Here is a 24,468-nt window from a genome sequence, read left to right as displayed (position 1 = left end):
AGGGTTGCGTGCTTTCTCTATCCGTTTATTCCACCCGGTAGAAAATCAGAAGCAATCTCACCAGTGCTTTAAAGCCCTATTCCATAGATAGAGGCAGCGGGCAAAGCCATTATAGATTTTGTTAAGACACCATCGCAGACCCGGTGTTTTTGACAACCTTGCTTTCCACTGTTCACTGGGAGAGTTCTCCCAAATCGCTATAAATGCTTCGTAACCCACTCGCAGGTGCCCCTGTGTATCAATCACGTGCAAGCGCTCTCGCACAAATTCCAGGTCCACATCGAGCTGCTGTGCTTTGGCATTATCAAGGTGAACATCTTCCCACTCTACACCGCAAGTGGTGTTTTTCTTCTTCTGAGCACGGATACCCGCATCGCATACCGGACAGGCAGAATTGTAGAAAACACGTACTTTTGTGGCCATACAGAATCTCTGTCTGTGGAGTTAACGAGGGTGCTCGATATCTTTATGATCCACTAGCTCCCACGGCAATCCCTTATTACGGTAAATCCTCTTATTCTTATTGGGGTAGTCTGCCACATCATGATCCAGGCGCTGGCCCACTACGATACAACGCAGAATATCGTTTCCAGTATTTTTCATCACATGGGGAAGGCCATTAGCCGGATATCCGATAAAGTCCCCTTCACCCACTATATAGTTTTCTTCACCGATGAATACTGAAGCCTGCCCCTGCAGGATATAGACACATTCATCTTCAAATTTGTGGCAGTGATACTCTGTGGATTCGTACCCAGGCTCTATTTCAATAATGTGAAAGCCAAAGCCACTTATCCCGGTCATGTCTCCCAAGGATTTATTGCGGCGCACTGCATTCGGGTTGAGGAAGTGCACCTTGTGCTCCCCCTCCATATCCAAGATTTGTTCTTTTTTAAGAATATATTTATTCATAAGGCTCCCCTGCCAATTTGATCTTATGGATGCTTACTGGGATCTGTCTAACTGCCAATGTATTTTAATAAACAGGTTTTTATCCTCTAGGGCTGTCCAGATATTTCCATCCCCTGGGTTAACGCCTTCATTTCCCGCGCGCGCCCCTCCTCGCCCAGACGTCGGTAATAATTCACCAGAGTCATACCTAATTTGGGTATCAACGGGTGCTGTACTCTTTGCGCAATAAGCTTGTTCAAGAGTTCATCGAGCCAGGGCCAGTTTTTGGCTTCAGCAGCGCGACGCGCCATCAGCAGGCAAGTTTTGGCTGTTAGGGCTCGAGGCTTCTGCGTAGTTTGCAGGTAACTGTAATAACCGGAGGAAATAATACGAGCATCAACTGTTGGGTTGACCGCCTGGGCAAATAGCGCCAAATTGGCTCGGTGATACGCCTCACTATCGGGATTAATCGCGGTCAACTCGATAAAGCGCTGTATCAGCGGTAGGTGGTCGGGATACTGACGTACTGCGGAGGCCGCAGCCTCTGCGGCTTCGAGCAACTTACCCTCTTCCTGGAATCGATCGATGCGCGCCAGCGCGCTCTTTTGCGGGGATGGTAGTTCCTCTTCTTCCTGCGGCATCGCCATTAACGGTGGTCGCCAGTAAATCAGCAGTAAGGCCAGAACAAATCCAGCCAGCAAGCCGCCGGTATGGGCCCAATAGGCGATCCCGGCATCACCATATAAGTAGCCAAACACTTCCTTACCCAGCCACAGGGGCAACACCATCAGAGCCGGCGCACTGAACTCGCCAAACATAAATCCGACGGTGTAAAAAAAGCGCAAGCGCCGCACTCCGTATATAGCAACGAACATCCCCATAATCGCCGATACAGCGCCAGAAGCACCGACCATAGGTACATAACTACCCGATTCAACCAACATATGCAGGCTAGCCGCAGCCAAGCCACCGAGAAGATAAAGGGCGATAAACCAAAGCCCCCCCAGTGCCAGCTCAACCGATAAGCCAAACAGCAGCAAAAACACCATATTGCCAATCAGGTGATCCCAGCTGCCGTGTAAAAACATATGACCTAAAAGTCCAGCCGCACTGGGTTCCGCCGGCGTCAGACCCAGGGCCATGCTGCTAATCTTGTCGCGCAGCCCGGCAAAATGCTGGCGCTGCTGTAACCACTGGGTTTGCCCCTCCTGTTCCAGCCTGGGCAGTAGCCACTGGTGAAATTCCGTATTCCACAGTAGTTCCCGATAGACAAATTCCTCGCCCTCTACATCCATCTGCAGGCGCCACTCGGGATGCTCCTCATTGACATAAATCAGGAAGCGCTGCTCCTCCAGATCCGGTAAGTCACTGTCGAAGTAATATTCCTCAGCCTGCTGCCAGCGGGCATCGTCACCGCCCTGGTAGAACATAAATACCAGTAAGTTGGCGAGGATTAGCACAAAGCACATCAGAGGAGGTCGACGCCAGTCTGGTTTATTCTGGATCGGGATTATCAGCACGGGCAGTTCCTTGTAGATATTGCACGAACGCCCAATAGCAAAACGCTGCAATAAAAATAACAGGGATGGGGCCGACATCACCGTCGGTCGCTTGGAAAATACTACGCCTGTCCACCGCAACTCAAGCCCGATGCTCTCCCTGGGCTGTTACTTTCTTCCTGCGCGAGTAATCATTGCCGGTGCATCCCAACTGCGCAGGTGCAGATCCCGCTGTGGGAAAGGCACCTCGATACCCTTTTCACGAAATTCCCGCAACAGTTCTAAATTGTAAAGCGCATAGGAGTCACCCAGAGATGTGACCATGTTACTGTTCACCCATACCACCAGCTTAAAATTCAGCGCGCTATCGCCAAATTCCATCAGCCAGACTTCAGTTTTACGCTTCCAGTCGGTATGAGTGATATTGACCCGCGAGGCGGCCTCCAGTGCAGCTTCCCGCACCAAGTCTGGATCGGAGGCATAGGAAACACCAAAGGACACATGAATACGACGCACCGGGTCATCGAGGGTATGGTTAATCACCCGCCCAGCGACAAACTCGGTATTCGGTACCAGGATATCCACATTGTCGCGGGTGGTGATACGGGTTGAACGCACATTGATATCGCGGATTCGGCCAAAAACACCGGACTCCAGCTCTACCAAGTCCCCAACCTTCAAGGGCCTTTCGAACAGTAAAATAAGCCCGGAAATGAAATTGGAAAAAATAGCCTGCAAGCCAAAACCAATACCTACAGATAGGGCTCCAGCCACCAGTGCCAGCTTGGAGGTATCCAGGCCGAGCATACTCAACACCACAATCAGGGCGACGCCGATATAGGTGTAGTGCAATACGCGGCTCAGGTTATACATGGAGGATTCGCTGGCGTGTTCCCTGCGTACTAGCCGGCGCAGGAAGGCGCGAGTCAGTACCGACAGCAACCAGGCGCAGACCAACACAAATGCCATCCTGGCAATCAGGCGCAACGTGATTGGGTTTTGCGCGATAGTAAACAGCTGGTAATCCGCCAGAGTGCGCCAGCGTTTGTATACCTGGCGGCCGGTCAGCGCCAAACGTTCGCGAACCGTGGCCCACCAGCCCTGGCGCTCGCGGTAAACTTCAAGTTGGGCCTTCTCATAACGCTGGATATCCTGCTCCAAGTCGTTGGCCCGCGCCAGACCACTGCCGATCCGTTCAAAGTAAGCCCACCAACGACTCAGATCGGCACTTTCCTCCTCATCGCGCCAAGCCACCACCTGCCGCTGTCGGATCGCCAGCTCCCGCGAAGTGCTATCGATCACCGCATTGGCATTCTCCAGTAGCTCGCGACTGACAACCAATGTCTCCTCGCCAGTTTCTGGATTCAATACGCGGTTGATGGATTGCAGTAACTCACTCTTGCGCTTACCCAGGTGTTCCTCTAAAAGGTCCACCTCCAGTTGCATCAGGGTGAGGTCCTTTTTCATATTGACGTCGGGGTCAGTGGAGGGCTCGGTAGTGCTCTGGATACTGGTGCGGGTAGCGGCGATACGCTCAATTTTCTTATCGCTGTCGGTGATGGATTTCTCCAGCTTTTCGGCATCCTTCTCACTGAACTGCAGGTCGTCGAGCATACCGCGCAGCTTGGTTTCCGACAGTTCGATTTTTTCCTGCCAGGTGCCGAGAAACTCATTCACCGTATCCAGCTGCTCAATAATATTCAGGTGATTGATCTGCGCTAATAACAGCGCTTGTGCCGCCTGGTCTTCTTCCTCACCTTTGGCATCACGCAGCACAATTACCTGCTTGCGCAACTGCGCCAAGGATTGCGATCGGCTAGCGCGCAGCTGCCGCGCCTCTAGCTGCACACCACTCAGGCGGCGTTGACCGCGGCTAATGGCCGCATCGGCGCGGGCCCAGTCGAGTACACTAGGGCTTTCCGGAAACTTCACCTCCGGCATCAACTCAACTTTTAAATATTCCTGACGCTTCTTCCAGGTGACCTCCACCCCCTCCAGGCTCTGGGTAATTTTTTTCGCCCCTTTTTGCAGCGCCTCATCCTCTTCAGGTAATTCTTGCTGCCACTCTTGCCAACCCTTTTTAATGGCCTGTAGCCACTCTCGTCGCTGCTCCGGCGATGCATTGGTCCAGCCGGTCCACCAATCTGCAGAAGGATCGGCAAACTCAGGCACCACCGCCTTGAATTCCTTGGGCTTGGAACCGGGTAACTGGGCACTAGCGGCCAGAGAGCAAAGGGCGAAAAAAATCAGGCAGAAGGCGATCGGAAAAAAGTGGGAAAGTCGTTGCCCGGTGCGAGTCTTAGGCTTATCAGTAAAGAAGTAACCACCAACACCCAGCATAAAATACACATCTGTCCGTGAAGCAGTATCAGCAAGGGGAAGACCTTGCCCCTAGGGGCTTATTTCTTGAGTGTAGCCGAGAGCGGCCAGGCTCTCGGCTCTTCAACTTAAAGGGGCTCAGTAGCGTCTGCGCCCATAGCTGCGCATACAATTGAGGTATTGTCTGCGATAGGCGCGAGTACTAACCACAGATACCCTTCCGGGTCTATGCACACTTCTCACCAGGTTGGCTGCTCTGGCCTTGCAAAACACTTCCCTACGGCCGAGATTTCGGTCAGGGCGGCGGACATTTCTCGAATGACGTAGCTGGCTGACATTGCGGGAGGATTCGTATTTAGGAGGATAGGCTCGGGTAGATTCGTAATTGGGCGGATAGGCACGCGGGTAAATTCTTACTTCGGGTGCTAGGGGATTGCGATTGTAATTGCGCCAATTGGCCGGAGGGGTAACCACCACAAATTGGTTGTCTTTAGGGTCAAACTCGAAGAAAGTGCCATTCCCCGCTCGCCGGTAATCCTTACCACCGAGGTAAAAGGATGTGCCTGTTGGTACTTCCGGCACTCTAGCCCCGAGTGGTGGCTCCACACGGGTGTAACCATCCGGTCCCTGCCGGTAGAAATATCCATCTGCATAGAAATAAATTTCATTGTTGGCTTCGATAAGGCGCGCCCCGTCCAGAAGGGGCACCACCTGCGTCTCCGCGAGAGGTGCTGAGGCAATCGTCAGTAACAGCAGCGCAAGCAGGAAACGCATAAGACACCTCGACGAGCAAGTAAATGTCGCAGAAGTGTATTGTCATGGAACTCTGTTCCCCAATTTAATTAAAAGAGACTGGTATCAATAATTCAGTCAGCCACCGCCAGAACACTGCTGTCATCTTTATCGCGCACCACCTCTGATAATATCTTCACCTCCTGCCCTGGCTGCAGGCGCTCGGCACCACGCACGATAACCCGGTCGCCATCAGCGAGTTCACCGTAAACGGCTATCCACTCTCCATCACCGCTGCCAACACGAACCGACAAACGCTCCGCTTTATCCTCTTTATCCACACGGTAAACAAAGGTTTCGCCATTGCGCAACACCAAGGCGTCACGCGGAACTGCCATGGTGTCGCGGGCCTCAGACAGGGGGACTGCCACCTGTACCGGCATGCCCACTACCCAGTCCCACTGCTGTGAAGCCTTGCCGGGCAGCTGCACCATCAGCTTAACTCTGCGAGAGTTTTCGCTGGCCACAGGTACATACTGGCGCACATGACCGCTGATAATCCTTGCTTTAGCGCGCTCACTCTCAGAGAGGGACAAGGCATCGCTGCGCACCGAAATACTGTCGCCGGCACCAATCAGGGGCAGAGCAGCCAACGGAATATCTGCTTCCACCTCCAGCTGGGACATATCCAGCGCGCGCAACAGCTCGGAGCCGGTGCGGACATATTCCCCCGCCTGCAACTCGCGACTCACCACCAGGGTATCGAAGGGGGCGTCAATGTTGGTCTTACCAAGTTCATAGGCGCGCCTGTCCCGCTCAATCTGTGCGGCTAACAGATCCTGGGCCATCGCCTCGCGCTCGGCCTGCTGTTCTTCCAACGCTGCACGGGAGGTGCTGTTGGTTTCCGCCAATTTACTCAGTCGATGCAGCTGCGCGTCCAGGTAGGTGAGACGCGCCTTCAGCTGGGCAATACGACTTTCACTATTGCGCAACTGCAGGCGCCAATGGGTTCCATCCAACTGCGCCAGGCGCTCACCTTTTTTTACCAAGCTACCGGGCTCAGCAACAAACTCCAACACGCCATCCAGTTCAGAGGAAATACGTATATCGCGACGGCTCACCACCTCCCCGGCGGACCACTGGCTAGCTGCCATCTGGCGGGTCTCAGCCCGATCCACAGTGACCGCTACGGCGCCACTCTGGGCCAAAACCTGTCCCACAGAGGTGAGGGACAGGACAACTCCGGCAAGTAACTTTTTCATTGGGAACTCCTCAGGGCCAGCCTTTGACGCAAGCGGGTAAATTGCGGCACAGGCAGGCGACCGGTCTGTAACAGCGCCGGTAATAAAATCAAGGTAAACAGAGTACTGACCGCCATTCCACCGACAATCACGGAGGCCAGACCGCGGTAGATCACACTTCCTTCGCCCGGAGCTACCAACAGGGGCAACATGCCGAATACGCTGGTCAAGGTACTCATAAAGATCGGCCGCAGGCGCAGGCGCAACGCCTGCTCCACCGCCTCTACCCGACTGGCGCCCGCGCCTTCCGCTGAGCGGGTCTGGTGTACTAACAAGATGGCGTTATTCACTACCAACCCCAGAAGAATAACGAAACCAATCATGGTGAGAAGATCGAGGGGCTGGAAGCTGATCAGATTCAGCAACTGCAGTGCCAAGACCCCGCCGACAGTAGCCAGCGGTACGGTTAACAGCACCAGCCCAGCATCGCGCAGTGAGCGAAACAAAGCACTCATCAGCAGGAACAGAATCAACAGCGCCAACAGGAAGTTCTGTGAAAGAGATACCAGAGCTTTATCCAAATCACTAGCGTTCCCCCCTACCAGGATACTGCCATCCTCGGGCAAAGCCTCGCGAATTTTCGGCAGCACCTCTTCCTCAAGCTGGGCACGTACTTCCTCTAGAGAGATGTCATCCGGTGGCACAATATTCAGGGTAATAGTGCGACGACCATCCACTCTACGCAGGTTGCCCGGGCCCACGGTGCGCTCCACACTCGCCAACTGGCTCAGCGATACCACCTCTCCACGGGGAGTGACCAACGGCGTATTCTGTAACTGTTCCGGTGTGCTCCAAGGCTGTGCTTTGAAAATCACATCCAGGCGTTTTTCCCCGTCGAAGTATTCACCCACATAGAGGCCATTGCCGAGGGTGCGAATCAAGCTACCCATATCCTGGCGGTTCCAGCCCTGCTCCAGCATGGCGCGGTCGTTAGGCCGCACCGTCAGCTCCGGCTCCGACAGAGACAGGCCTGGATTGGTCTGTACCGGCGTGCCCGGCATTACTTCTTTCATGACTTCTACACCACGGGCAGCGGCGCGCATCAAGCCATCAGCATCACGGGATTGCAGGTGTAAGGCGATACGGCGGTCACCACCGAATTGCCCAAATAAGTTTCCACGCGCAGCGAAACCCTGAAAGTCTGGAATATCCACCAGAATTTCCTCGCGCAACAACCTCTCCATCTCCTTGGCCTGGTCCATATCCTTAACACGCACGCCCATAGTGCCGCCATTGGGCCAGGTAATGATGTAGTAGTTTTTGAGAGCCGGCTCGTGCTCACCACTCATGTAAGGCGCCATACGCCGATCCAGCTCGTTGACGATATCCTTTTCGATAGTTTTGGTATTAGTAGAAGAGGGGAAATTCATCCATACATCCACCGCATCCCTTTTTACCGGAGGTAAGTAATCAAGGTTGGGTAAAAGAAAGTAGGTCGCAGCAATAGGCACGAGTAAGAAGCCACCAATCACCTGCCAGCGGCGCGCGCGAGTGCCAGTAAGCGCCATGACCCGCTTAGTTATCTTCTCCCATAAATTCGCCAGTCGGTCCTCACTGGAAATTGGTGGCAACCATAGCTTGGCCGCCAGTGGCACTATGGCAACAGCGGCTAAGAGAGAAAATACCACTGCCACAGCGATGGTCAGGGCTAGGTCACCAAATACCTGGCCCTCAACGCTGTTGAGGAAAAATACCGGCAGGAAGATCGCTACGGTAGTGGCGGTACTCGCCAGCAGTGCACCCCAAACCTGCCCTGCCCCCTGTTCCGAGGCCTCCTCCGGATTACTGCCTTTTTCCCGCAGGCGCACAATATTTTCGAGTACCACAATTGCGGCATCCAACACCATACCTGTGGCGAAGGCCAGCCCCGCTAAGGAAATCACATTCACACTGCGCCCGGCAGCTGATAAAACGACGAAAGTGGACAGTAGGGAGATGGGAATAGCTGCGGCAACGATTAATGTCGCACGCATACGCCGCATAAACCACCAGAGCACCCCTACCGCCAGCAGTATGCCCAATATCAAATTGCCACCTAGAAGGTTTAGGGCGCGATACACAAACACCGAGGCATCGAAGGACTGCACCAGCACCAGCTGTTCGTTTTTCAGCTTGGTCTCATTCAGCTCCTCCACCTTTTGCTTTACCAGCTCCAGAGTAGCGAGCATATTGGCATCGTTGGTACGGTTGATACGCATAGACACCGCTGGGTTACCGTTCTGGGTGGTTACCCCGCGGGATTCCGACGGTCCCACACGCACCTCGGCAATATCGCCGAGGCGCACCGGCTGGCCATCGCGCCACTCCAGCACCAGCTCGGATAAATCCGCCGGCTTGTACTCACCGACAAAACGCAGTGTGTAGCGGCGACGCCCGACATCGGTAAAACCACCAGAAACATCTCTTGCCGAGGCCAACTGACGGCTGATCGCTGGCAACTGAATGCCTAAATCGGCGGCCTTCCAGGGATCGAAAACAACCTGTAACTCCTCCTGTGCGGCACGACCGGACTGGGCCTCCACACTGGAAACACCAGGCACGGATTCCAGCTCAGGACGCAATACATCCTCAATCAGACCGGCATAGTCATCGAGGTGATTAGGGTTGCCAGGCAGCTTCTGTAGAAAAAAGTAGGTAAGTGCGGTGGCATCACCACCCCAACCACCGAGCATTACCCGTGGCGGTTCCGCATCCCGAGGTAGAGGCGGCAGGCTGCTCATACGGCTGATCACATCGATCAGCACCTTGTCCATATCGGTGCCCATACTAAATTCGAGATTCACCCATGCGCCGCCACGGCCGGCATTTACCTCCATGGTTTCCAGGCCGGTGAGCCCCTGTAGAACCGATTCAATCGGCTCAACAATTTCCGCCTCTACTTCCTTCGGTGCGGCAGCACGCCAACCGGCCTGGATAGCTATACGAGGATTTTCAATATCGGGGAAAAGTTGTACCGGCAGACGACTGGCGAGAAAGGACCCCAGTAAAACAGCAAGCACTACAGCCACACCAGCGGCGGCAGGATTTTTCAGAGCGGCTTTTGTCAGCGCCATTCCATAGGCCCTTATTTTATATTTACGATTAAACTAGCAATTCCATAGACGAGTCCTTATCTAGGTCATCATCTCCGGCAAAACTCTGGAGTAGAGTATTAAACCTACTGTTACCCTGCCGGTTTACGCCCAGTTCATTCCCATCGAAAAAGCAAAATTTCAAGAAAAAACTGCCGCGTTTCTTCCAATTAGGCCCTGGATCAATAACCGCACTTCCTGTGCCGTGCGATATGCCCGCGGCTGAAGAACAGCGGGCTAGGGAAAGGAAGATTAATGCAATAGGAGTTGCAAACAAGGCCGTTGCGACAAAGTGTCGGGAATAATCGATCAGGTTACTTAGTGAATTTTTATTTCTGCTAGGCGCAAAAATACCTCAAAGAAAATGCTGCACTTTACTCTTATAGCTACGGCTCATTTTCAGGCACTCGCCACTGTCCAACACCAAGTGATATTCACCATTAATATGCGCGCGAATTTCCCGCACACGGCTTAAATTTACGATAGTGGAGCGGTGAATACGCTGGAATAATTTTGGATCCAGCTGTTGCTCCAATTCCTTCATGGTAATGCGCATCACATGGGTTTCGCCCTGGGCGTGTACACACATATAGTCCCCGGCAGCGTCAATCCAGTCGATTTCCCGTGCCGGTACGAGGGTGATCTTGCCAGAGTCTTTCACAGCGATTTTATCCGGGTAGGCGCTGCCAGCAAACTGGCCGCTGACCAGTTTCTGCTCCAGTGCCTCCGGAGATTCCTTGGTCAAATCCGCCACCGCCTCCAGCAGCTGCTCGCGCTGTATGGCTATATCCGCCGTGGCCATTTTTTCCCGTGCGCGAGTCAGAGCCAGTTGCAGTCGCTCCTCTTCGATGGGCTTCAATACATAATCTACCGCGTTGACCTCGAAGGCCTCCACCGCATATTGATCATAAGCAGTTACGAACACCACCTGGGGCAATTTTTCCAGGGGTATTTGCTGCACCAGCTGCAGGCCATTGACACCAGGCATCTGAATATCCACAAACGCCACATCCGGGTTTAGCTGCAGAATAATTTCCAGAGCCTCGCGGCCGTTGCCGCACTCAGCAACTACATCGACACCGGACATATGCTCCAGGCGTAGGCGCAGGCCGCGACGTGCCAGGGGTTCATCATCGACAATTACTGCGGTCAGGTTTTCAACTGCACTCATCTCGTTATTCCTGTTCATAGGGAATGCGGATATTCACCGACAGCCCACCCTGTGGACGGTTGTGGAAACGCACTCTCTGATCATCGCCATACAGAGCGCGCAGGCGCTCACAGGTATTGCGAATACCAACACCGTATCCTTTGCCTATGAGGCGCAACTCCTCTTCTGGCATACCCGGACCATTGTCGCTCACTTCGAGTAGTAACTCCCCTGCGAACACTCGCGCCTTGATATTGATCTCGCCACCGCTCTCTAGTTGAGAGATACCGTATTTAATCGCATTTTCCACCAGGGGTTGCAGTAGTAGGCTGGGCACCAGTGCCTTGGGCGAGTCGCCCTGCAGATCCAGCCGTACCCCAAGGCGATCGGCAAAGCGTACTTTCTCGATATCCAGATACAGCATCAGCGCCTCTACCTCTTTGGCCAGAGTGACCTTCTGCATGGGGTCGTTATCAAGGGAGTGGCGCAGGAACTGAGACAAGCGTGTGACCATATTGTTGGCGGTGCGCCCATCGTTATCCAGGATCAGAGTGGAAATAGCGTTTAGCGTATTGAAGAGGAAGTGGGGATTCAGCTGGTAGCGGAGCATCTTTAACTGGGCCTGATGCGCCATGGATTCCGCGCGCAGAGCCTTGGCCCGCTGAGTCTGTGAAGACCGATAATACTTGATGCCGTAATACAGTGCCGCCCAGGTGGTGAGAATCAGGAAGGAATAGGAAAACCAGTACATGGCCAGTACGGCCGGATGCTCATCGCTGTCCTTACCGTACAACCACAGGGAACCGCCAAACTTGATTGCCGCCCACACAGCGGCTGCACCAATCACAAGCAGCTGTGAACCAAAGAATCGAGTCGCCGGAGGCTTGTTCCAGAGGCGCTGAAAGCCGAAGCGCATGGCTTCACTGAGAAATATCCCCGCGACAGTAGCTACAGCGATATAACCTGAATGGATCCAGTGGTCCTTCACCCAGAAAAAGCTACCGACAAAAGTCAGCAGTGTGTAGCCGGCCCAACCACTGATTTGCAGGGCCCAGTACTGGGACCTGTGGCTCGACAGGCGCTCTGAAAGCCACTGAAATGCTTTGTTTCCCATAATCTCCCGCTAGAGGCGTAAAAAAATAACGCCGATTTGACACTTTTGTATGGCTTCATACTAAATGGCGCCGATCGCCGGCGAAACACCAACCGGCGCAGCACAGGGACAAACTGCCGCATGACACACTGGTTATTCAAATCCGAACCCGATGAGTACAGCCTGCAAGACCTCGCCGCCGAAGCCAATGGCAGCGGTCGCTGGGATGGTATTCGAAATTACCAGGCGCGCAACTTCTTGCGCGATCAGGTCGCCGTGGGCGATGGGGTGCTGTTCTATCACAGCGCCTGCAAGCTGCCGGCGGTGGTGGGCACCGCCGAGGTAGTGCGCGCCGCCTATGCGGACCCGGCGCAATTCGACCCAGAGAGCAAGTACTTCGACCCCAAGGCCAGCGCCGATAGTCCGCGCTGGTTCTGTGTGGACCTGGCATGGCGCAGCGAATTCAAACGCCCAGTACCCCTGGCAGAAATCAAGAAGGATCCACAGCTGGCGGAAATGGTACTGGTCAGGCAGGGGCGCTTGTCGATACAGCCGGTGCGCCAGGAAGAGTGGGATTACATCGTGAAATTGGGCGGGCAATAAAACCGGAAGCGAAAACTAGAACGGGGCGGTTACATGCCACCCCGAAGTGATTTATCCCAGCTTACGGTTGTTCATCTCCACCGGGCTCGCCGCCCCTCTGGGTAGGGCTGTGCCCGACGTTGTACCAGTCCAGTTGACGAGTCAGTACCATAGTGCAGCCAAGCACCCCGAACACTAACAGCGAGCCCATCAACAGGGCGTAGTCCTCAGCGCTGAGCAGACCATACAAGAGTGCATATAGGGCGGCCAACAACCCGGCGAAACCCAGACCGCGCTGCCAACTGCGCAACACCGCGCTGGCATAAAAACCAATTAGGCCCACGCAGGCTGCGGCGGAAATTATGTAGGCTTTGACGAAAGCGATATGCTCCGACAGAGACAACAGCAGCAGGTAAAACAACGCCAATGCCAAGCCCACCAGGGCATACTGCACCGGGTGCACTGCCAGGCGCTTGAGTATTTCAAATAGGAAGAAGGTGGCAAAGGTCAGGGTGATAAACAGCAATGCATATTTGATCGCGCGATCTGTTTTTAGGTACTGATCCACCGGATCGAGGAAGCTCACACCAAAGCGGCTGTTAATCAAGTTATTACAATGATCACTGCCCATACAGCGCTGCAGTATCTCCTCCAAGTTGGTGGCGAAAAAGCTGGTCTGCCATTCCGCAGTAAAGCCTTGATCGTTTAAATCTCTACTACTGGGCAGGAAGTTGCCAAAGAAGCTCGGATGCGGCCAATCGGCCCTCATCATTACACGACTGTCACGACCCACCGGTACCAGGCTGAAGTGCTCGGTACCCTGTAGTTTGAGATCGAAGGAAAACGCCAGGGTTTGGCCGCCTTTCGAGTCCAACATTGGCAGCATAGCGTGCACACCATCACCGAGAATCGGTGCGCGACTGCCCGGGGCAAATTCCAATGTCTGGTTGTTCAAGCGCAATTTCAGATCGTTGCGGATACCGCGAATATCGTTGATACCTACCGATAAGTAAGGCGTGCTAAAGCGGTACTGATCCAAATTCGCTCCCAAGCCCAGTTTCTCCGGCACTCGGAACAAACCACTAACCTTGCTATCGCTGTGGTACAGAAGCGCCTCATAGATACCCCGAGCACGCCGCTCGGTTGTCAGGTCGGCATCGAAGACAAAGCGCTCGGGCAGAAAATACAGGTGGCCACGCTCCTCCCGCTGCTCCTTGTGCCTCTCACCGGTTTTTTCATTGGTTATCCACTTCCAGTATTTCTTGACGTAGGGCACCACTAAAATAGGGCCGGTAATTTGTTGGTTAAAGCTGGAACTGCGGGCAATATCCTTTAACACATCACTCTGGTAACGCTTTCGCTCACTGATCAGGCCATCGATCATGGTCAGTGGAATAAGAAGCAACAAAATCAAAACAGCAATAGCGCCCAATTTAAAAGCCAGGGCTCGGTTCATGGTTCAGACCTCGGTATCCAATTTCGATAACCTCAGTCTGAGCTGCGAGTATGGATTGCCGATGGAGGCAATATGGAGAGCCTGGGGAGATTGTGTGGGGGCCCCTTACCCATCAGGCTGCGGGCAAATTTAGACTGACCTCAATACCACCAGGCACATTGCGGATCGACAGAGTACCGCCGTGTAACTCCGCCACCTCCTCAACAAAATTGAGTCCCAGTCCAGTGCTCTTACGACCGCCCCCAGGACGCGGCAGCGAATAGAAGCGCTCAGTAAGGCGCCCTAGGGCATATTCCGGGATTGCCTCGCCCCGATTGAACAAGCACAACTTGACCCATTCTCCACAGCATTCGGCTTTGACGCGAATCAGGCCGCCATCCGGGGTAAAATCCAGCGCGTTGTCCAGTAGGTTGGCCAGGGCCTGCCGCAGCAGAAAGCGCTCACCGTACAGCTGCAGTGCCGGTGCCAGCTCTTGCTCCACATGCAGTTGGGCGGCACTGATACGAACTCGCTGAGCCTCGATTAGCTCCTCAACGAGCGGCGCCAGCGGTATCGCCACTCGCTCCTCCAGCTCCTGACGCTGCTCCACCTGGGCCAGATGCAGCAGCCGTTCGCTTAACTGCTGCAATCGCTCGGCCTCCCGCTGGATGTTGCCCACAAAACGCTGGTGCTGTTCGGTCGGCATATCACTATCGAGCAGTTCGGCGGCACCGCGAATGGCCGCCAATGGGCTCTTCAGTTCATGAGTCAGGGTGTGTACATAGCGCTCCACATAGTCCCTGCCCTCTAGTTCACCGCGCATCTGCTCTACCGCCACCGCCAACTGCCCCAACTCTCCACTAGGTAACTGCGGCGGTTTTACCCTGTGGCCCGCACTGGCAGCCTGGGCATAATCGGTGAGTTTCCCCAGAGCACGACTGAGCCACCAGGACAGAAGGGCGCCTACCAACAAACCGAGCACAACCAGCCCCGCACCCTGCCATATCAGGCGACGCTGCGAACGCTCGATATAGGGCTGCAAGGTTTGATTGGGCTTGGCCACCGAAACCACGCCGATAATCTGTTCGCCATCGCGGATTGGCGCCGCCACATACATGACGGAAGAATCTGGATTATTGGGGTCTTCGCGGGTGGATCGGGCACCGTAATCGCCACGCAAGGTCAGATAAACATCGTTCCAACGGGAGTAGTCCCGCCCCACCGCGAGGCCACTGGAATCGAGTAAAACAGTACCGCTGGCATCGGTGACATAGATACGGTGATTGACTTGGATCTTGGTATATCCCCAGATACTCGCCTCCGGGCGGCGGCGACCATAGGCTTTAAGTACTTCGGGTAAATGACTTTGAGCCAAGTTACCGGCGATCACCGGGTCGCGCAGGATTTCCGCCAATAGATTAGCGGTATCCACCAGGGTTTCCTCAGTGGACTGGCGCACGCCGGGGCGAATCTCATCCATCACCGTGCCCAATACAAACCAGCCGGCCAACCCTACAAACAGGAAATAGACGGCAAAAATGCGTATCCCGAGCGGCATATTATTGCTCCGGGCAACAACTATATCCGAGGCCGCGATGGGTTTGGATTGGCTTGGAGTCTGGCGCTATCTCACGAATTTTTGCCCGCAACCCTTTGATGTGACTGTCGACATTGCGCTCATACCCCACCTCCAAAGCCACCCCCAAAGCATCGAGCAATTGTGCACGGGAAAACACCCTTCCGGGCTGGGCAAGCAGGGTTTCCAATAGGCGGTACTCGTGGCGGGTCAGAGGCAATAACTGTTCGTGGAAGAGGATTTGGTAACTCGCCGAATCAATACGGAAAGGGCCTTTAGCCTCAGATAGCTCTACTCTCTCTGAGCGTGGCGCCACCCTTTTGAGGATGGCCTTGACCCGCGCTGCCACCTCGCGCGGGCTGAAAGGTTTCACTACATAATCGTCTGCGCCAATTTCAAGCCCTACAACCCGGTCTATTTCCCCGTTGCGCGCAGTGAGAAAAATCACCGGCACTTCGGAAAAACGTCGCAATTGTTTACAGGCTTCGAAGCCACTGATATCCGGCAGTCCCACATCCAGAATCACCAAGTCGAAAGACTCACTCTTCAGCAGTGCTAATGCCTCGCCGGCAAGCGCCAGCCAGTGAGTGGTAAAACCCTCGGCCTGCAGCGCGTAAATCAGGGTATCGGCTATTGCGCCTTCGTCCTCGACGATCAATATTCTTGGCATGGAACCCTAAGCTCAAATTCCACCAGTGTATCTATTTTTGCCGCGCGGAAAGCGGTAACTCAAATAAAATCAGCAATTTCATCCAAGGGTTTTCTGCCGATAGCTGGCACCTGAGCACCTTCAGCGGGCAACCCAGCCACCAGAATCATATAGGGTTTTTCCTGTATAGGGCGGCCAAGAATTTCATTGAGAAATTTCATTGGACTGGGGGTGTGGGTCAGGGTCGCCACACCGGCATTATGCAGGGCAGCAATCAATATGCCTGTGGCGATACCTACCGATTCCGCGGTGTAATAGTTTTTTAATCGCTCACCATTTTCCGCACTGGAAAACTTCTTCAGAAAAATTGCAATCAGGTAGGGCGCCGTTTCAAGAAAAGGCTTGTGCGCATCTGTGCCCAGGGGTTCCAATGCGTTGAGCCATTCCTCTGAAGCACGGCGCTGGTAAAACTCGCGCTCCTCCTCTTCCGCCGCCAGGCGAATACGGCGTTTAACCTCGGCATTTTCAACGACGACAAAATGCCACGGCTGCATATTGGCCCCGCTGGGAGCGCTACCGGCGGCACGCACGGCGTCTTCGATAACCTCGCGGGGTACAGGTTTAACTGAGAAATCCCTCACCGAGCGGCGCCGGCGCATCAAACGGAAAAAGTCCCCTGCGCGACGGCGCATCTCGTCATCGTCAAGGCAAGTAAAATCCAGTGGCTGAAAGTTTTTATCGGGCTCCATAGCAAGCCCCTCACACCACGCCTTTGGTCTGCGCGATCAACACGCTGATCAACGACAGCAGGGTCAGCACCACCAGGAGCATGACGAACAACAACCAGGGGCGGAAGGGCTTGCGCTCCACTTGGTTGACCGCGCTTTGCAGATACTGATCGACCCGGGCCTGGTCTTCCTCGGAGAGTCTCTTCTGGGAGATATTGGTCATTGGCTGTTTCGCTCTTTATTGTTTTCTCCCGAGTGTAGGAGAAAGCGAAAAGCGACTCCATAAAAAAAGCCCCGCAAGGCGAGGCTTTTTTAGAATCTACCGAGAGGGCTGTTAGAACAGTTCCTCTTCCAGATCCATCAGGGTGGCGCTACCGGCATTGACGCTGCTGGCGAGTGCCTGGGTGCGCGGCAGTAAGCGCGCAAAATAGAAGCGTGCAGTTTTCACTTGGCCCTTGTAGAAGCTATCCGCCTCCTGCTTGTCCAACGCAACTGCAACCACCTTGGCCCACATAAAGGCGTAAGCCACATAGCCAAACAGATGCAGGTATTCCACCGAAGCTGCACCCGGCGCGTGGGGGTCTTCCTTGGTTGCGGCGATCATTTTCTCTGTGGCTTCGCGCAGGCGCTGCAACTCAGTTGCCAGCGGCTGTACAAACTCAGCCATCACCTCGCGATCAACCTGGCTATCGATAAAACGCTGTACATCCGCAGCAAATAGCTCGAACAGGGCGCCACCGCTGGCGACGGTCTTGCGACCCACCAAATCCAATGCCTGAATACCGTTGGTGCCCTCGTAAATCTGGGTAATACGCACATCGCGCACCAGCTGCTCCTGGCCCCATTCACGAATATAACCATGACCGCCGAAAACCTGCTGGCCGATTACGGTGCAATCGAGGCCCATATCGGTGGTGAAGGCCTTGGCCACAGGGGTCAGCAAGGCCACCATAGCCTCGGCGTTCTTTTTCTCTTCGCCCTCGCCGAACTTGGAAATGTCCAGCCATTGAGCCACGTAAGTGGACAGGGCGCGGCCACCGCCTACCAGCGCTTTCTGGGTGAGCAGCATACGGCGTACATCGGGGTGCACGATAATCGGGTCGGCAGCTTTTTCCGGCTGCTGGGCACCGGCAGGAGAGCGGCTCTGGATACGATCGCGAGCGTATTCCAGGGCGTTTTGGTAGGAGCGATCAGAGGCGCCGAGGCCCTGGATACCCACACCCAGACGCTCATAGTTCATCATGGTAAACATAGCGGCGAGGCCCTTGTTCTCCTCACCCACCAGCCAACCCTGAGCACCGTCGAAATTCATCGCACAAGTAGCTGAGGCTTTAATGCCCATCTTGTGTTCAATGGAACCACAATTAACGTTATTGCTCTCGCCGATGCTGCCGTCTTCGTTCACCTTGTACTTCGGCACCAGGAACAGGGAAATGCCTTTAGGGCCCTTGGGTGCGTCCGGCAACTTGGCCAGTACCAGGTGAATAATATTTTCGGACAAGTCCTGGTCACCGCCGGTGATAAAGATCTTGCTGCCGCTAATGCTGTAACTGCCGTCTTCGCGGGGCTCGGCCTTGGTGCGGATAATACCCAGGTCGGTGCCGGCGTGGGGCTCGGTCAGGTCCATGGCCCCGGCCCAGGTGCCCTCGTACATCTTGGGCAGGAATTTCTGTTTCAGCGCTTCACTGGCATGAGCATCGATCGCCAGACAGGCACCGTTGGTCAGTACCGGGTAGAGAGCGAAGGAGATATTGGAGGCGTTGATCATTTCCTCGACCTGAGCGCCCAGCATCTTCGGCATACCCATGCCGCCGTACTCTGGGTTGCCCAACAGCGCGCCCCAGCCACCCTCACAGAATGTGGCGTAGGCTTCTTTGAAGCCCGCAGGGGTGGTCACAACACCATCGTTCCAATCACAGCCCTCTTCGTCACCGCTGCGGTTGATCGGATCCAGGGTGTTGGAAGCCAACTTGGCCATCTCTTCGAGAATCGCATCTGCGGTCTCGCGATCCACAGCTCCGGCCAACCCGGGCAGTTCCGCCCAGAGTTTTTCCGCAGCAAATACTTCGTGCAGCAGGAAGTTCATCTCCCGCAGTGGCGCCTTGTAGTCGGCCATGCTCCCGGTCCTCATTCAGGTGTTTCAAACGCTTGTTTGAATCTAGGGCCGAAGGCGTACAAAGTCAACCGATTTGGGCCCTCTCGGGCCCGACTGAGAATGCTTTGATGAGGTGCTTTAGCTGGGTATCAGCGGGCGGATATCCAGGTGTTGCGCCGCTTCGCGGTAATCCCGCGTCTCGCTGTGGGGTAGCACACCGAGCAACGGGGCCGGCAGCAGGGCCTCAAGGGTGGCCAGGTTTTCCTCGGCCCGCGCCATGCCCGGACGGACGAAGTTGGCCACCCAACCCGCCAGAGGCAGCCCATCGTGGCGAATCGCCTCGGCGGTCAGCAGTGCGTGGTTGATACAGCCGAGCTGCATACCCACCACCAGAATCACCGGGGTATTCAACTCCCGCGGCAGTTGCGAAAGAAAGGCTCTGGGACCCAGGGGTGTGCGCCAACCACCGGCTCCCTCGATTAACACCAGATCAGCACCGGCACACATCACACCGCGGCAGACTCCAGCCATGCGCGATACGTTGAGCTGCTTACCCGCCTCTATGGCGGCTATATGGGGGGCGATTGCCGGTTCCAATGCAAAAGGGTTCACCTGCTGGTAAGGCAGATGCAAAGTCATGGCCTCCTGTAACAGCAAGGCATCCTCATTGCGCAGTCCATATTCAGTTTGCTCACAACCGGAGGCCACCGGTTTTACTGCTGCGGTTTGCAATCCCACATTCGCGGCCGCTGTGAGTAGGGCCGCACTGACAAAGGTCTTGCCCACTTCGGTATCGGTACCGGCTACAAAATAACTTCTGCCCAAGACCAAGGCCTCCCCTATTCAAAAAGTTCAAATTTTTTCTTGTGGTGACTTTTCACGCCAGCCACTTGATGATAATTTAGTCGTGTAGCGCAGATTTTGAACAAATCAAGCCAAGCACTGATAACAAAGGCACGGGGCCGCGCTCACAAAATAATTCCCTCAAAAGGGGAAACTGCTCTGCAGGGACGCGGGAAATCTCGAAATAACTGAAAACATCCAAGCAGCTTAGAGACCATGCGATACCTGACTCTTGCCCTGTTGTTGGCGATGCCTCTGTTCGCCTCAGCAAAAGTAACTCCTGTCGATCATGTTGTTGTGTACAAGTCGAAGAAGCTGATGCAGCTGATTCGCGACGGCCGGGTAGTGAAAAGCTATACCGTCTCCTTCGGCGATAATCCCAGAGGACACAAGGTCCGCGAGGGGGATGAACGCACCCCCGAAGGGCGCTACACCCTCGACTGGAAAAACCCCAACAGCCGTTTCTACCGCTCTATTCATGTGTCCTATCCAAATAAACAGGACCGTGCGCGGGCAGCCAAAATGGGGGTCAGCCCTGGCGGCGATATCATGATCCACGGCATCAAGCCCGAGTGGTCCTATATGGAGAGGCACCTGCGCCGCAATAACTGGACCGATGGCTGTATTGCGGTGGCCTCCAATCGGGAAATGGACGAGATCTGGGCGCTAGTGAAAACCCCGATCCCCATCGATATCTACCCCTGATCGGGTCCACAGGCCAGTTTCATATAGATGACCTCGTAGCTTACCGGCAGCCCTCTGGGCTGCCTGAGGCCTTCATAGGCTTCGGCCAGTTGCTGTAACCTGGCACGCCCAGTCATCCCCCGCTTAGCGGCACGATTAATATTGTGTGCTCCCACACCTTTTAATTCCTTCATCAGCTGGCGCAGGCTATCGAAATACAACAGGCGCTGCTCATCGAGCACCTCACCATTCAGTTGCGATTGCACCGCCGCTTCACGCCACTTTACCAGGGGAAGGAAACGATTGACGTGTATATCGCCATCCACCTGGGCCCAGCTATTACGCAACTCTGCCAGCGTGCCCGGCCCCAGTGTCGCCACCAGGCAGAATCCCTCTGGAGAGAGTACCCGACGCAACTCGGTAAACAGCTGTGGCAAGCGATAGCACCACTGTAGCGCCATACTGGAAAACACCAGATCTACGCTGTCATCTGCTAGGGGCAACTGTTCCGCATCTGCAACAATATAATCATCAGCCTGGGGGCGTTCTGTGCGAGCATAGCGCAACATATCTTCCGCCAGATCCAAGGCGATAATTCTCGCCTCGGGAAAATGTTGGCGCAGCAACTCACTACCAAAGCCAGTGCCGCTACCAAGGTCGACAATCGTGCGTGGCGTCCAGTGGCGATCCGCCATTTTCATCAACTGCCGGCACACCGCCCTCTGTATATGGGCGCAGTCGTCATAACTGGCGGCGGCGCGACCAAAAGAACGCGCCACCGCAGATTTATCGAAGGGCTCGGAAGTACCGCTATCAGAGGGAGACAGGCTCTCGACAAAATGCCGCAATCGCTCTGCCACTTGACGCGGCTGAGATAAATGCGGTTTATGACCACACCCCTCAATCACCTCTACCGCTGCACCACAGCCCTGGATCTCCTCTACGGCAGCTTGGGGCACCAGGGCATCCCGCTTGCCAAACAGGTGCAGAGAGGGGACTTTGAGTGTCTGCAGTAAATGGCGATTATCCAAACCCGCCAGGCAGTCCAGGGCCCGCTTCCAGGCTTCGGCATTGATATTGGGCCGGCGCTCTTTCAGCTGTTTGAGCAGGTCGCGCATGGCACTGTCACCATGGGACTGCAGGGCACAAAAGCGCTCCCAGATTGCGTAGGGGTCCTGCACAAAGGCCCTGCGAAATCTCTCAAAAACACGCCGCTGCATACCCGGCCAGTTGTCCCGCTCCACAAAACAGGCATTGGCAGAGATGGTGACAACACCGAGGATTTTTTTCTGTCCCGGTCTGGCCGCCAACTGCAGGGCCAACATGCCTCCGAGAGAGTGCCCAACCAAAACACAGTTATTAGGCAGTTCGTTATACAGCCGTTGTAAAAGTGTCTCTAATTGTGGCCAGGGCTCGCCACTACGCTCCCCACACCCCGGTAATTCGATACAAATCAAAGGTTGTGCCAGTTGTTCACGCACCGCTTCGAGTAGGGGCCGCCAGGGCCCTTTATCTCCCCCCCAACCGTGCAGGAATACCAGGTTCTCTATCTCAATCACAAAGGCACCGCTATTTTTTCCTGAAGCACAGCTACGAGGGCATCTACCAAAGCATCAATTTGGCTGTGGTTATGGGAGGCACTCAGGGTGATCCTCAGGCGAGCGGTACCTCTGGGCACGGTAGGTGGGCGAATAGCGCCCACTAGAAAACCACGTTGCTCCAACTGTTTGGACACAGTCATCACAGTTTCTTCACAGCCCAACAGGAGTGGTTGAATCGCACTGGATGAATCCGTCAGAGGTAAATCCGCTCGCGCCGCACGCCGGCGGAAGTAAGTGATATTCGCCTGCAGGCGCTGGTTCAACTCGGGCGCATTGCGCATCAGTTCAATTGCGGCAATACAACCTGCCGCCACTGCCGGCGGCATACCGGTGGTATAGATATAAGGCCGTGCAAACTGCACCAAAAAATCGATCAACATACGCGAGCCGGCCACAAAGGCACCTGCATTGCCGGCGGCCTTTCCCAGCGTACCCATCAATACCGGCACTTCATCCTGGCCGAGACCGGCGGCCGCGCAGCTGCCGGCAAGGGGCAGCTGTTCACTCCCCATCACTCCAAAGCCGTGGGCTTCATCCACCATCAGCCAGGCATCAAATTCCCAACACAGGGCAGCAATCTCCGCCAATTGAGCCCTGTCGCCGTCCATACTGTAGACCCCATCTACCGCCACCAGAGTATTGCCACCGCGTGCGGCCGCCCTTTGCAGCTGACGGCGCAGGGCTACTGGATCGTTGTGGGCAAAACGCAAACTGTTGGCGCCACACAAGCGTGCGCCGTCTATCAGGGAGGCGTGGTTGAGCTTGTCGGAAATAACATTGTCCGCGCGGCCCAGCAACGCACAGAGTGTCCCCACATTGGCCATATAACCACTGGAAAAAACCAGTGCGGCCTCGCGTCCGGTGACTTCGGCAAGGCTCTGTTGCAATTGTTGATGGACTTGAAGGTGGCCGTTAACCAAATGGGAAGCGGTGGCACCGGCGCCCAGCTCAGCACCGGCCTGCTGGGCACGGATAACTTCTGAGTGGCTTGCGAGTCCCAGGTAATCGTTACTACTAAAGGTCAGCAGCTTTCGCCCATCCACTACAGCGATGGGGCTGGGCGCCGTTTCCAGAGTTTTAATCTGGCGATAAAGATTGTCCCGATGCCGCTCATCGAGACGCTGGCGCAGGGTTTTATCCAGGGTCATTTGGCCGCATCGTAAAAGAAAGCGTCGTTTTGCTGCTCGGTAATCTGTGCATTCAACTCCGCTTCCACTGCGCTCTCATCGGCGTATTGTTGATACTCCTCCGGCTGGATACCCAGGCGGGAGAACAATTGCATATCCTTGTTGGCCTCGGGATTGGCGGTGGTCAGCAGCTTCTCGCCATAGAAGATGGAGTTGGCACCCGCGAGGAAAGCCATAGACTGCATCTCATCACTCATCTGTTCGCGCCCGGCGGACAGGCGCACATGAGACTTGGGCATCATAATGCGCGCTACGGCGATGCAGCGGATAAATTCGAAGGGGTCTAGGTCCTTCTCCTGCTCCAGCGGCGTACCAGCTACTTTTACCAACATATTAATGGGCACCGACTCGGGGTGTTCAGGCAGGTTGGCCAGTTGCATCAGCAGGCCGGCGCGATCTTTGTCGCCCTCGCCCATGCCGACAATACCGCCGGCGCAGACTTTCATACCGGCGGCACGCACGCGCCCCAGTGTCTGCAACCTATCCTGGTAGGTGCGGGTGGTAATAATCTCGCCGTAATACTCCGGTGAGGTATCCAGATTGTGGTTGTAGTAATCGAGCCCGGCATCAGCTAATTCCTGCGCCTGGTCATCATTCAACATCCCCAAGGTCATACAGGTTTCCATACCCAGTGCCTTCACTTCGCGCACCATCTGGGTAACGTAAGGCATATCTTTTTTCTTGGGTGAGCGCCAGGCAGCTCCCATACAGAAGCGAGTGGCGCCGCCAGCCTTGGCCGCGCGAGCTTCTTCCAACACCTTCTCCACTTTCATCAATTTTTCCCGCTCCAGCCCAGTATCGTAACGGGCGCTCTGCGGGCAGTAGGCGCAATCTTCCGGGCAGGCGCCGGTCTTAATGGAACAGAGGGTGCTGACCTGGACCCGATTGGGATCGAAGTGTGTCCGGTGAACCTGCTGCGCGGTAAACATCAGATCGCTAAATGGCATAGCGAAGAGATCCAGAACCTGCTGACGGGTCCAGTCGTGGCGGATATCGGCGGCGGGCATAGTCTGGGCTGCAGTCACAAGCTTA

The 24,468-nt window shown here is 55.1% G+C and carries 21 protein-coding genes; 2 read left to right on the top strand and 19 right to left on the bottom strand.

Annotated elements, in window-relative coordinates; translation table 11 throughout:
- Window positions 1-57: 57 nt before the first annotated feature.
- The 9 genes from ACJJJA_RS03085 to ACJJJA_RS03045 all read right to left on the bottom strand — a co-directional run bounded on the left by ACJJJA_RS03085 (window position 58) and on the right by ACJJJA_RS03045 (window position 12,077).
- Window positions 58-423 carry a thiol-disulfide oxidoreductase DCC family protein gene (locus ACJJJA_RS03085; protein WP_444883609.1) on the bottom strand — a complete coding sequence of 122 codons (366 nt, stop codon included), beginning with the start codon at window positions 421-423 and terminating at the stop codon, window positions 58-60.
- Window positions 424-444: 21 nt separating this feature from the next.
- Window positions 445-912 carry a cupin domain-containing protein gene (locus tag ACJJJA_RS03080; protein WP_444883608.1) on the bottom strand — a complete coding sequence of 156 codons (468 nt, stop codon included), beginning with the start codon at window positions 910-912 and terminating at the stop codon, window positions 445-447.
- Window positions 913-998: 86 nt separating this feature from the next.
- Window positions 999-2,489 carry a rhomboid family intramembrane serine protease gene (locus ACJJJA_RS03075; RefSeq protein WP_444903718.1) on the bottom strand — a complete coding sequence of 497 codons (1,491 nt, stop codon included), beginning with the start codon at window positions 2,487-2,489 and terminating at the stop codon, window positions 999-1,001.
- Window positions 2,490-2,558: 69 nt separating this feature from the next.
- The gene (locus ACJJJA_RS03070; RefSeq protein WP_444905282.1) at window positions 2,559-4,730 is read right to left on the bottom strand and encodes a mechanosensitive ion channel family protein; all 2,172 of its coding nucleotides are present in this window, start codon (window positions 4,728-4,730) and stop codon (window positions 2,559-2,561) included.
- Window positions 4,731-4,847: 117 nt separating this feature from the next.
- Window positions 4,848-5,483, bottom strand: coding sequence for a DUF6515 family protein (locus ACJJJA_RS03065; RefSeq protein ID WP_444887887.1), 636 nt, complete (start codon window positions 5,481-5,483; stop codon window positions 4,848-4,850).
- 92 nt (window positions 5,484-5,575) lie between these two features.
- Window positions 5,576-6,703 (bottom strand): efflux RND transporter periplasmic adaptor subunit, encoded by a 1,128-nt coding sequence (locus tag ACJJJA_RS03060; RefSeq protein WP_444883605.1) that lies wholly within the window; start codon window positions 6,701-6,703, stop codon window positions 5,576-5,578.
- Complete coding sequence (locus ACJJJA_RS03055; protein ID WP_444903717.1) at window positions 6,700-9,795, bottom strand: efflux RND transporter permease subunit; 3,096 nt, start codon at window positions 9,793-9,795, stop codon at window positions 6,700-6,702. The genes ACJJJA_RS03060 and ACJJJA_RS03055 overlap by 4 nt, the downstream gene beginning before the upstream one ends.
- Window positions 9,796-10,168: 373 nt before the next feature.
- Window positions 10,169-10,984 carry a LytR/AlgR family response regulator transcription factor gene (locus tag ACJJJA_RS03050; RefSeq protein ID WP_252084319.1) on the bottom strand — a complete coding sequence of 272 codons (816 nt, stop codon included), beginning with the start codon at window positions 10,982-10,984 and terminating at the stop codon, window positions 10,169-10,171.
- A 4-nt stretch (window positions 10,985-10,988) separates the two neighbouring features.
- On the bottom strand, window positions 10,989-12,077 hold the full coding sequence (locus ACJJJA_RS03045; RefSeq protein ID WP_444899197.1) for a sensor histidine kinase: 1,089 nt from the start codon (window positions 12,075-12,077) through the stop codon (window positions 10,989-10,991).
- Window positions 12,078-12,197: 120 nt separating this feature from the next.
- On the opposite strand from ACJJJA_RS03045, the gene ACJJJA_RS03040 reads away from it, so the two are divergent.
- Window positions 12,198-12,659 carry an EVE domain-containing protein gene (locus ACJJJA_RS03040; RefSeq protein WP_444903716.1) on the top strand — a complete coding sequence of 154 codons (462 nt, stop codon included), beginning with the start codon at window positions 12,198-12,200 and terminating at the stop codon, window positions 12,657-12,659.
- A 61-nt stretch (window positions 12,660-12,720) separates the two neighbouring features.
- Here ACJJJA_RS03040 and creD read toward each other — a convergent pair whose 3' ends face one another.
- The 7 genes from creD to bioD form a co-directional block, all read right to left on the bottom strand.
- The gene (gene creD, locus ACJJJA_RS03035; protein WP_444903715.1) at window positions 12,721-14,094 is read right to left on the bottom strand and encodes a cell envelope integrity protein CreD; all 1,374 of its coding nucleotides are present in this window, start codon (window positions 14,092-14,094) and stop codon (window positions 12,721-12,723) included.
- A 112-nt stretch (window positions 14,095-14,206) separates the two neighbouring features.
- Window positions 14,207-15,631 carry a two-component system sensor histidine kinase CreC gene (gene creC / locus ACJJJA_RS03030; protein ID WP_444903714.1) on the bottom strand — a complete coding sequence of 475 codons (1,425 nt, stop codon included), beginning with the start codon at window positions 15,629-15,631 and terminating at the stop codon, window positions 14,207-14,209.
- A gap of 1 nt (window position 15,632) precedes the next feature.
- The gene (gene creB / locus ACJJJA_RS03025; protein ID WP_444903713.1) at window positions 15,633-16,319 is read right to left on the bottom strand and encodes a two-component system response regulator CreB; all 687 of its coding nucleotides are present in this window, start codon (window positions 16,317-16,319) and stop codon (window positions 15,633-15,635) included.
- A 59-nt stretch (window positions 16,320-16,378) separates the two neighbouring features.
- Entirely contained in the window at window positions 16,379-17,047 is a 669-nt protein-coding gene (locus tag ACJJJA_RS03020; protein ID WP_444899202.1) for a nitroreductase family protein, read from the bottom strand.
- Window positions 17,048-17,057: 10 nt separating this feature from the next.
- Window positions 17,058-17,249 (bottom strand): DUF3094 family protein, encoded by a 192-nt coding sequence (locus ACJJJA_RS03015; protein WP_252084312.1) that lies wholly within the window; start codon window positions 17,247-17,249, stop codon window positions 17,058-17,060.
- Window positions 17,250-17,360: 111 nt separating this feature from the next.
- Window positions 17,361-19,142 (bottom strand): acyl-CoA dehydrogenase C-terminal domain-containing protein, encoded by a 1,782-nt coding sequence (locus ACJJJA_RS03010; protein WP_444903712.1) that lies wholly within the window; start codon window positions 19,140-19,142, stop codon window positions 17,361-17,363.
- Window positions 19,143-19,259: 117 nt separating this feature from the next.
- Entirely contained in the window at window positions 19,260-19,952 is a 693-nt protein-coding gene (gene bioD, locus ACJJJA_RS03005) for a dethiobiotin synthase (RefSeq protein WP_444887877.1), read from the bottom strand.
- 228 nt (window positions 19,953-20,180) lie between these two features.
- Here bioD and ACJJJA_RS03000 point away from each other — a divergent pair, with 228 nt between their 5' ends.
- Window positions 20,181-20,669 carry a L,D-transpeptidase family protein gene (locus ACJJJA_RS03000; protein ID WP_152450920.1) on the top strand — a complete coding sequence of 163 codons (489 nt, stop codon included), beginning with the start codon at window positions 20,181-20,183 and terminating at the stop codon, window positions 20,667-20,669.
- Here the strand turns inward: ACJJJA_RS03000 and bioC are convergent.
- From bioC to bioB, 3 genes are read right to left on the bottom strand one after another with little or no spacing between them, the layout of a single operon-like run.
- Window positions 20,660-22,207, bottom strand: coding sequence for a malonyl-ACP O-methyltransferase BioC (bioC, locus tag ACJJJA_RS02995; protein WP_444903711.1), 1,548 nt, complete (start codon window positions 22,205-22,207; stop codon window positions 20,660-20,662). The two genes, ACJJJA_RS03000 and bioC, sit on opposite strands and share 10 nt — an antisense overlap.
- On the bottom strand, window positions 22,204-23,397 hold the full coding sequence (gene bioF, locus ACJJJA_RS02990) for an 8-amino-7-oxononanoate synthase (protein ID WP_444903710.1): 1,194 nt from the start codon (window positions 23,395-23,397) through the stop codon (window positions 22,204-22,206). Before bioF ends, bioC begins: the two co-directional genes overlap by 4 nt.
- Entirely contained in the window at window positions 23,394-24,443 is a 1,050-nt protein-coding gene (bioB, locus tag ACJJJA_RS02985) for a biotin synthase BioB (protein ID WP_444888898.1), read from the bottom strand. The genes bioF and bioB overlap by 4 nt, the downstream gene beginning before the upstream one ends.
- Window positions 24,444-24,468: the final 25 nt, after the last annotated feature.

Source organism: Microbulbifer mixtoriginis (SeqCode) (assembly GCF_052466865.1).
Note: the sequence above shows the minus strand (reverse complement) of the source record. Positions and strands in the feature narration are given on the sequence as shown.

Bases quoted from the DNA above. Each gene is read 5' to 3' on its own strand.
- ACJJJA_RS03010 (WP_444903712.1), bottom strand. From the start codon at position 19,142: ATGGCCGACTACAAGGCGCCACTGCGGGAGATGAACTTCCTGCTGCAC.
- ACJJJA_RS03045 (WP_444899197.1), bottom strand. From the start codon at position 12,077: ATGGGAAACAAAGCATTTCAGTGGCTTTCAGAGCGCCTGTCGAGCCAC.
- creB (WP_444903713.1), bottom strand. From the start codon at position 16,319: ATGCCAAGAATATTGATCGTCGAGGACGAAGGCGCAATAGCCGATACC.
- ACJJJA_RS03055 (WP_444903717.1), bottom strand. From the start codon at position 9,795: ATGGCGCTGACAAAAGCCGCTCTGAAAAATCCTGCCGCCGCTGGTGTG.
- creC (WP_444903714.1), bottom strand. From the start codon at position 15,631: ATGCCGCTCGGGATACGCATTTTTGCCGTCTATTTCCTGTTTGTAGGG.
- ACJJJA_RS03075 (WP_444903718.1), bottom strand. From the start codon at position 2,489: ATGTCGGCCCCATCCCTGTTATTTTTATTGCAGCGTTTTGCTATTGGG.
- ACJJJA_RS03060 (WP_444883605.1), bottom strand. From the start codon at position 6,703: ATGAAAAAGTTACTTGCCGGAGTTGTCCTGTCCCTCACCTCTGTGGGA.
- ACJJJA_RS03070 (WP_444905282.1), bottom strand. From the start codon at position 4,730: ATGCTGGGTGTTGGTGGTTACTTCTTTACTGATAAGCCTAAGACTCGC.
- ACJJJA_RS03040 (WP_444903716.1), top strand. From the start codon at position 12,198: ATGACACACTGGTTATTCAAATCCGAACCCGATGAGTACAGCCTGCAA.
- ACJJJA_RS03020 (WP_444899202.1), bottom strand. From the start codon at position 17,047: ATGGAGCCCGATAAAAACTTTCAGCCACTGGATTTTACTTGCCTTGAC.
- ACJJJA_RS03085 (WP_444883609.1), bottom strand. From the start codon at position 423: ATGGCCACAAAAGTACGTGTTTTCTACAATTCTGCCTGTCCGGTATGC.
- ACJJJA_RS03065 (WP_444887887.1), bottom strand. From the start codon at position 5,483: ATGCGTTTCCTGCTTGCGCTGCTGTTACTGACGATTGCCTCAGCACCT.
- ACJJJA_RS03000 (WP_152450920.1), top strand. From the start codon at position 20,181: ATGCGATACCTGACTCTTGCCCTGTTGTTGGCGATGCCTCTGTTCGCC.
- ACJJJA_RS03080 (WP_444883608.1), bottom strand. From the start codon at position 912: ATGAATAAATATATTCTTAAAAAAGAACAAATCTTGGATATGGAGGGG.
- ACJJJA_RS03015 (WP_252084312.1), bottom strand. From the start codon at position 17,249: ATGACCAATATCTCCCAGAAGAGACTCTCCGAGGAAGACCAGGCCCGG.
- bioB (WP_444888898.1), bottom strand. From the start codon at position 24,443: ATGCCCGCCGCCGATATCCGCCACGACTGGACCCGTCAGCAGGTTCTG.
- creD (WP_444903715.1), bottom strand. From the start codon at position 14,094: ATGAACCGAGCCCTGGCTTTTAAATTGGGCGCTATTGCTGTTTTGATT.
- ACJJJA_RS03050 (WP_252084319.1), bottom strand. From the start codon at position 10,984: ATGAGTGCAGTTGAAAACCTGACCGCAGTAATTGTCGATGATGAACCC.
- bioF (WP_444903710.1), bottom strand. From the start codon at position 23,397: ATGACCCTGGATAAAACCCTGCGCCAGCGTCTCGATGAGCGGCATCGG.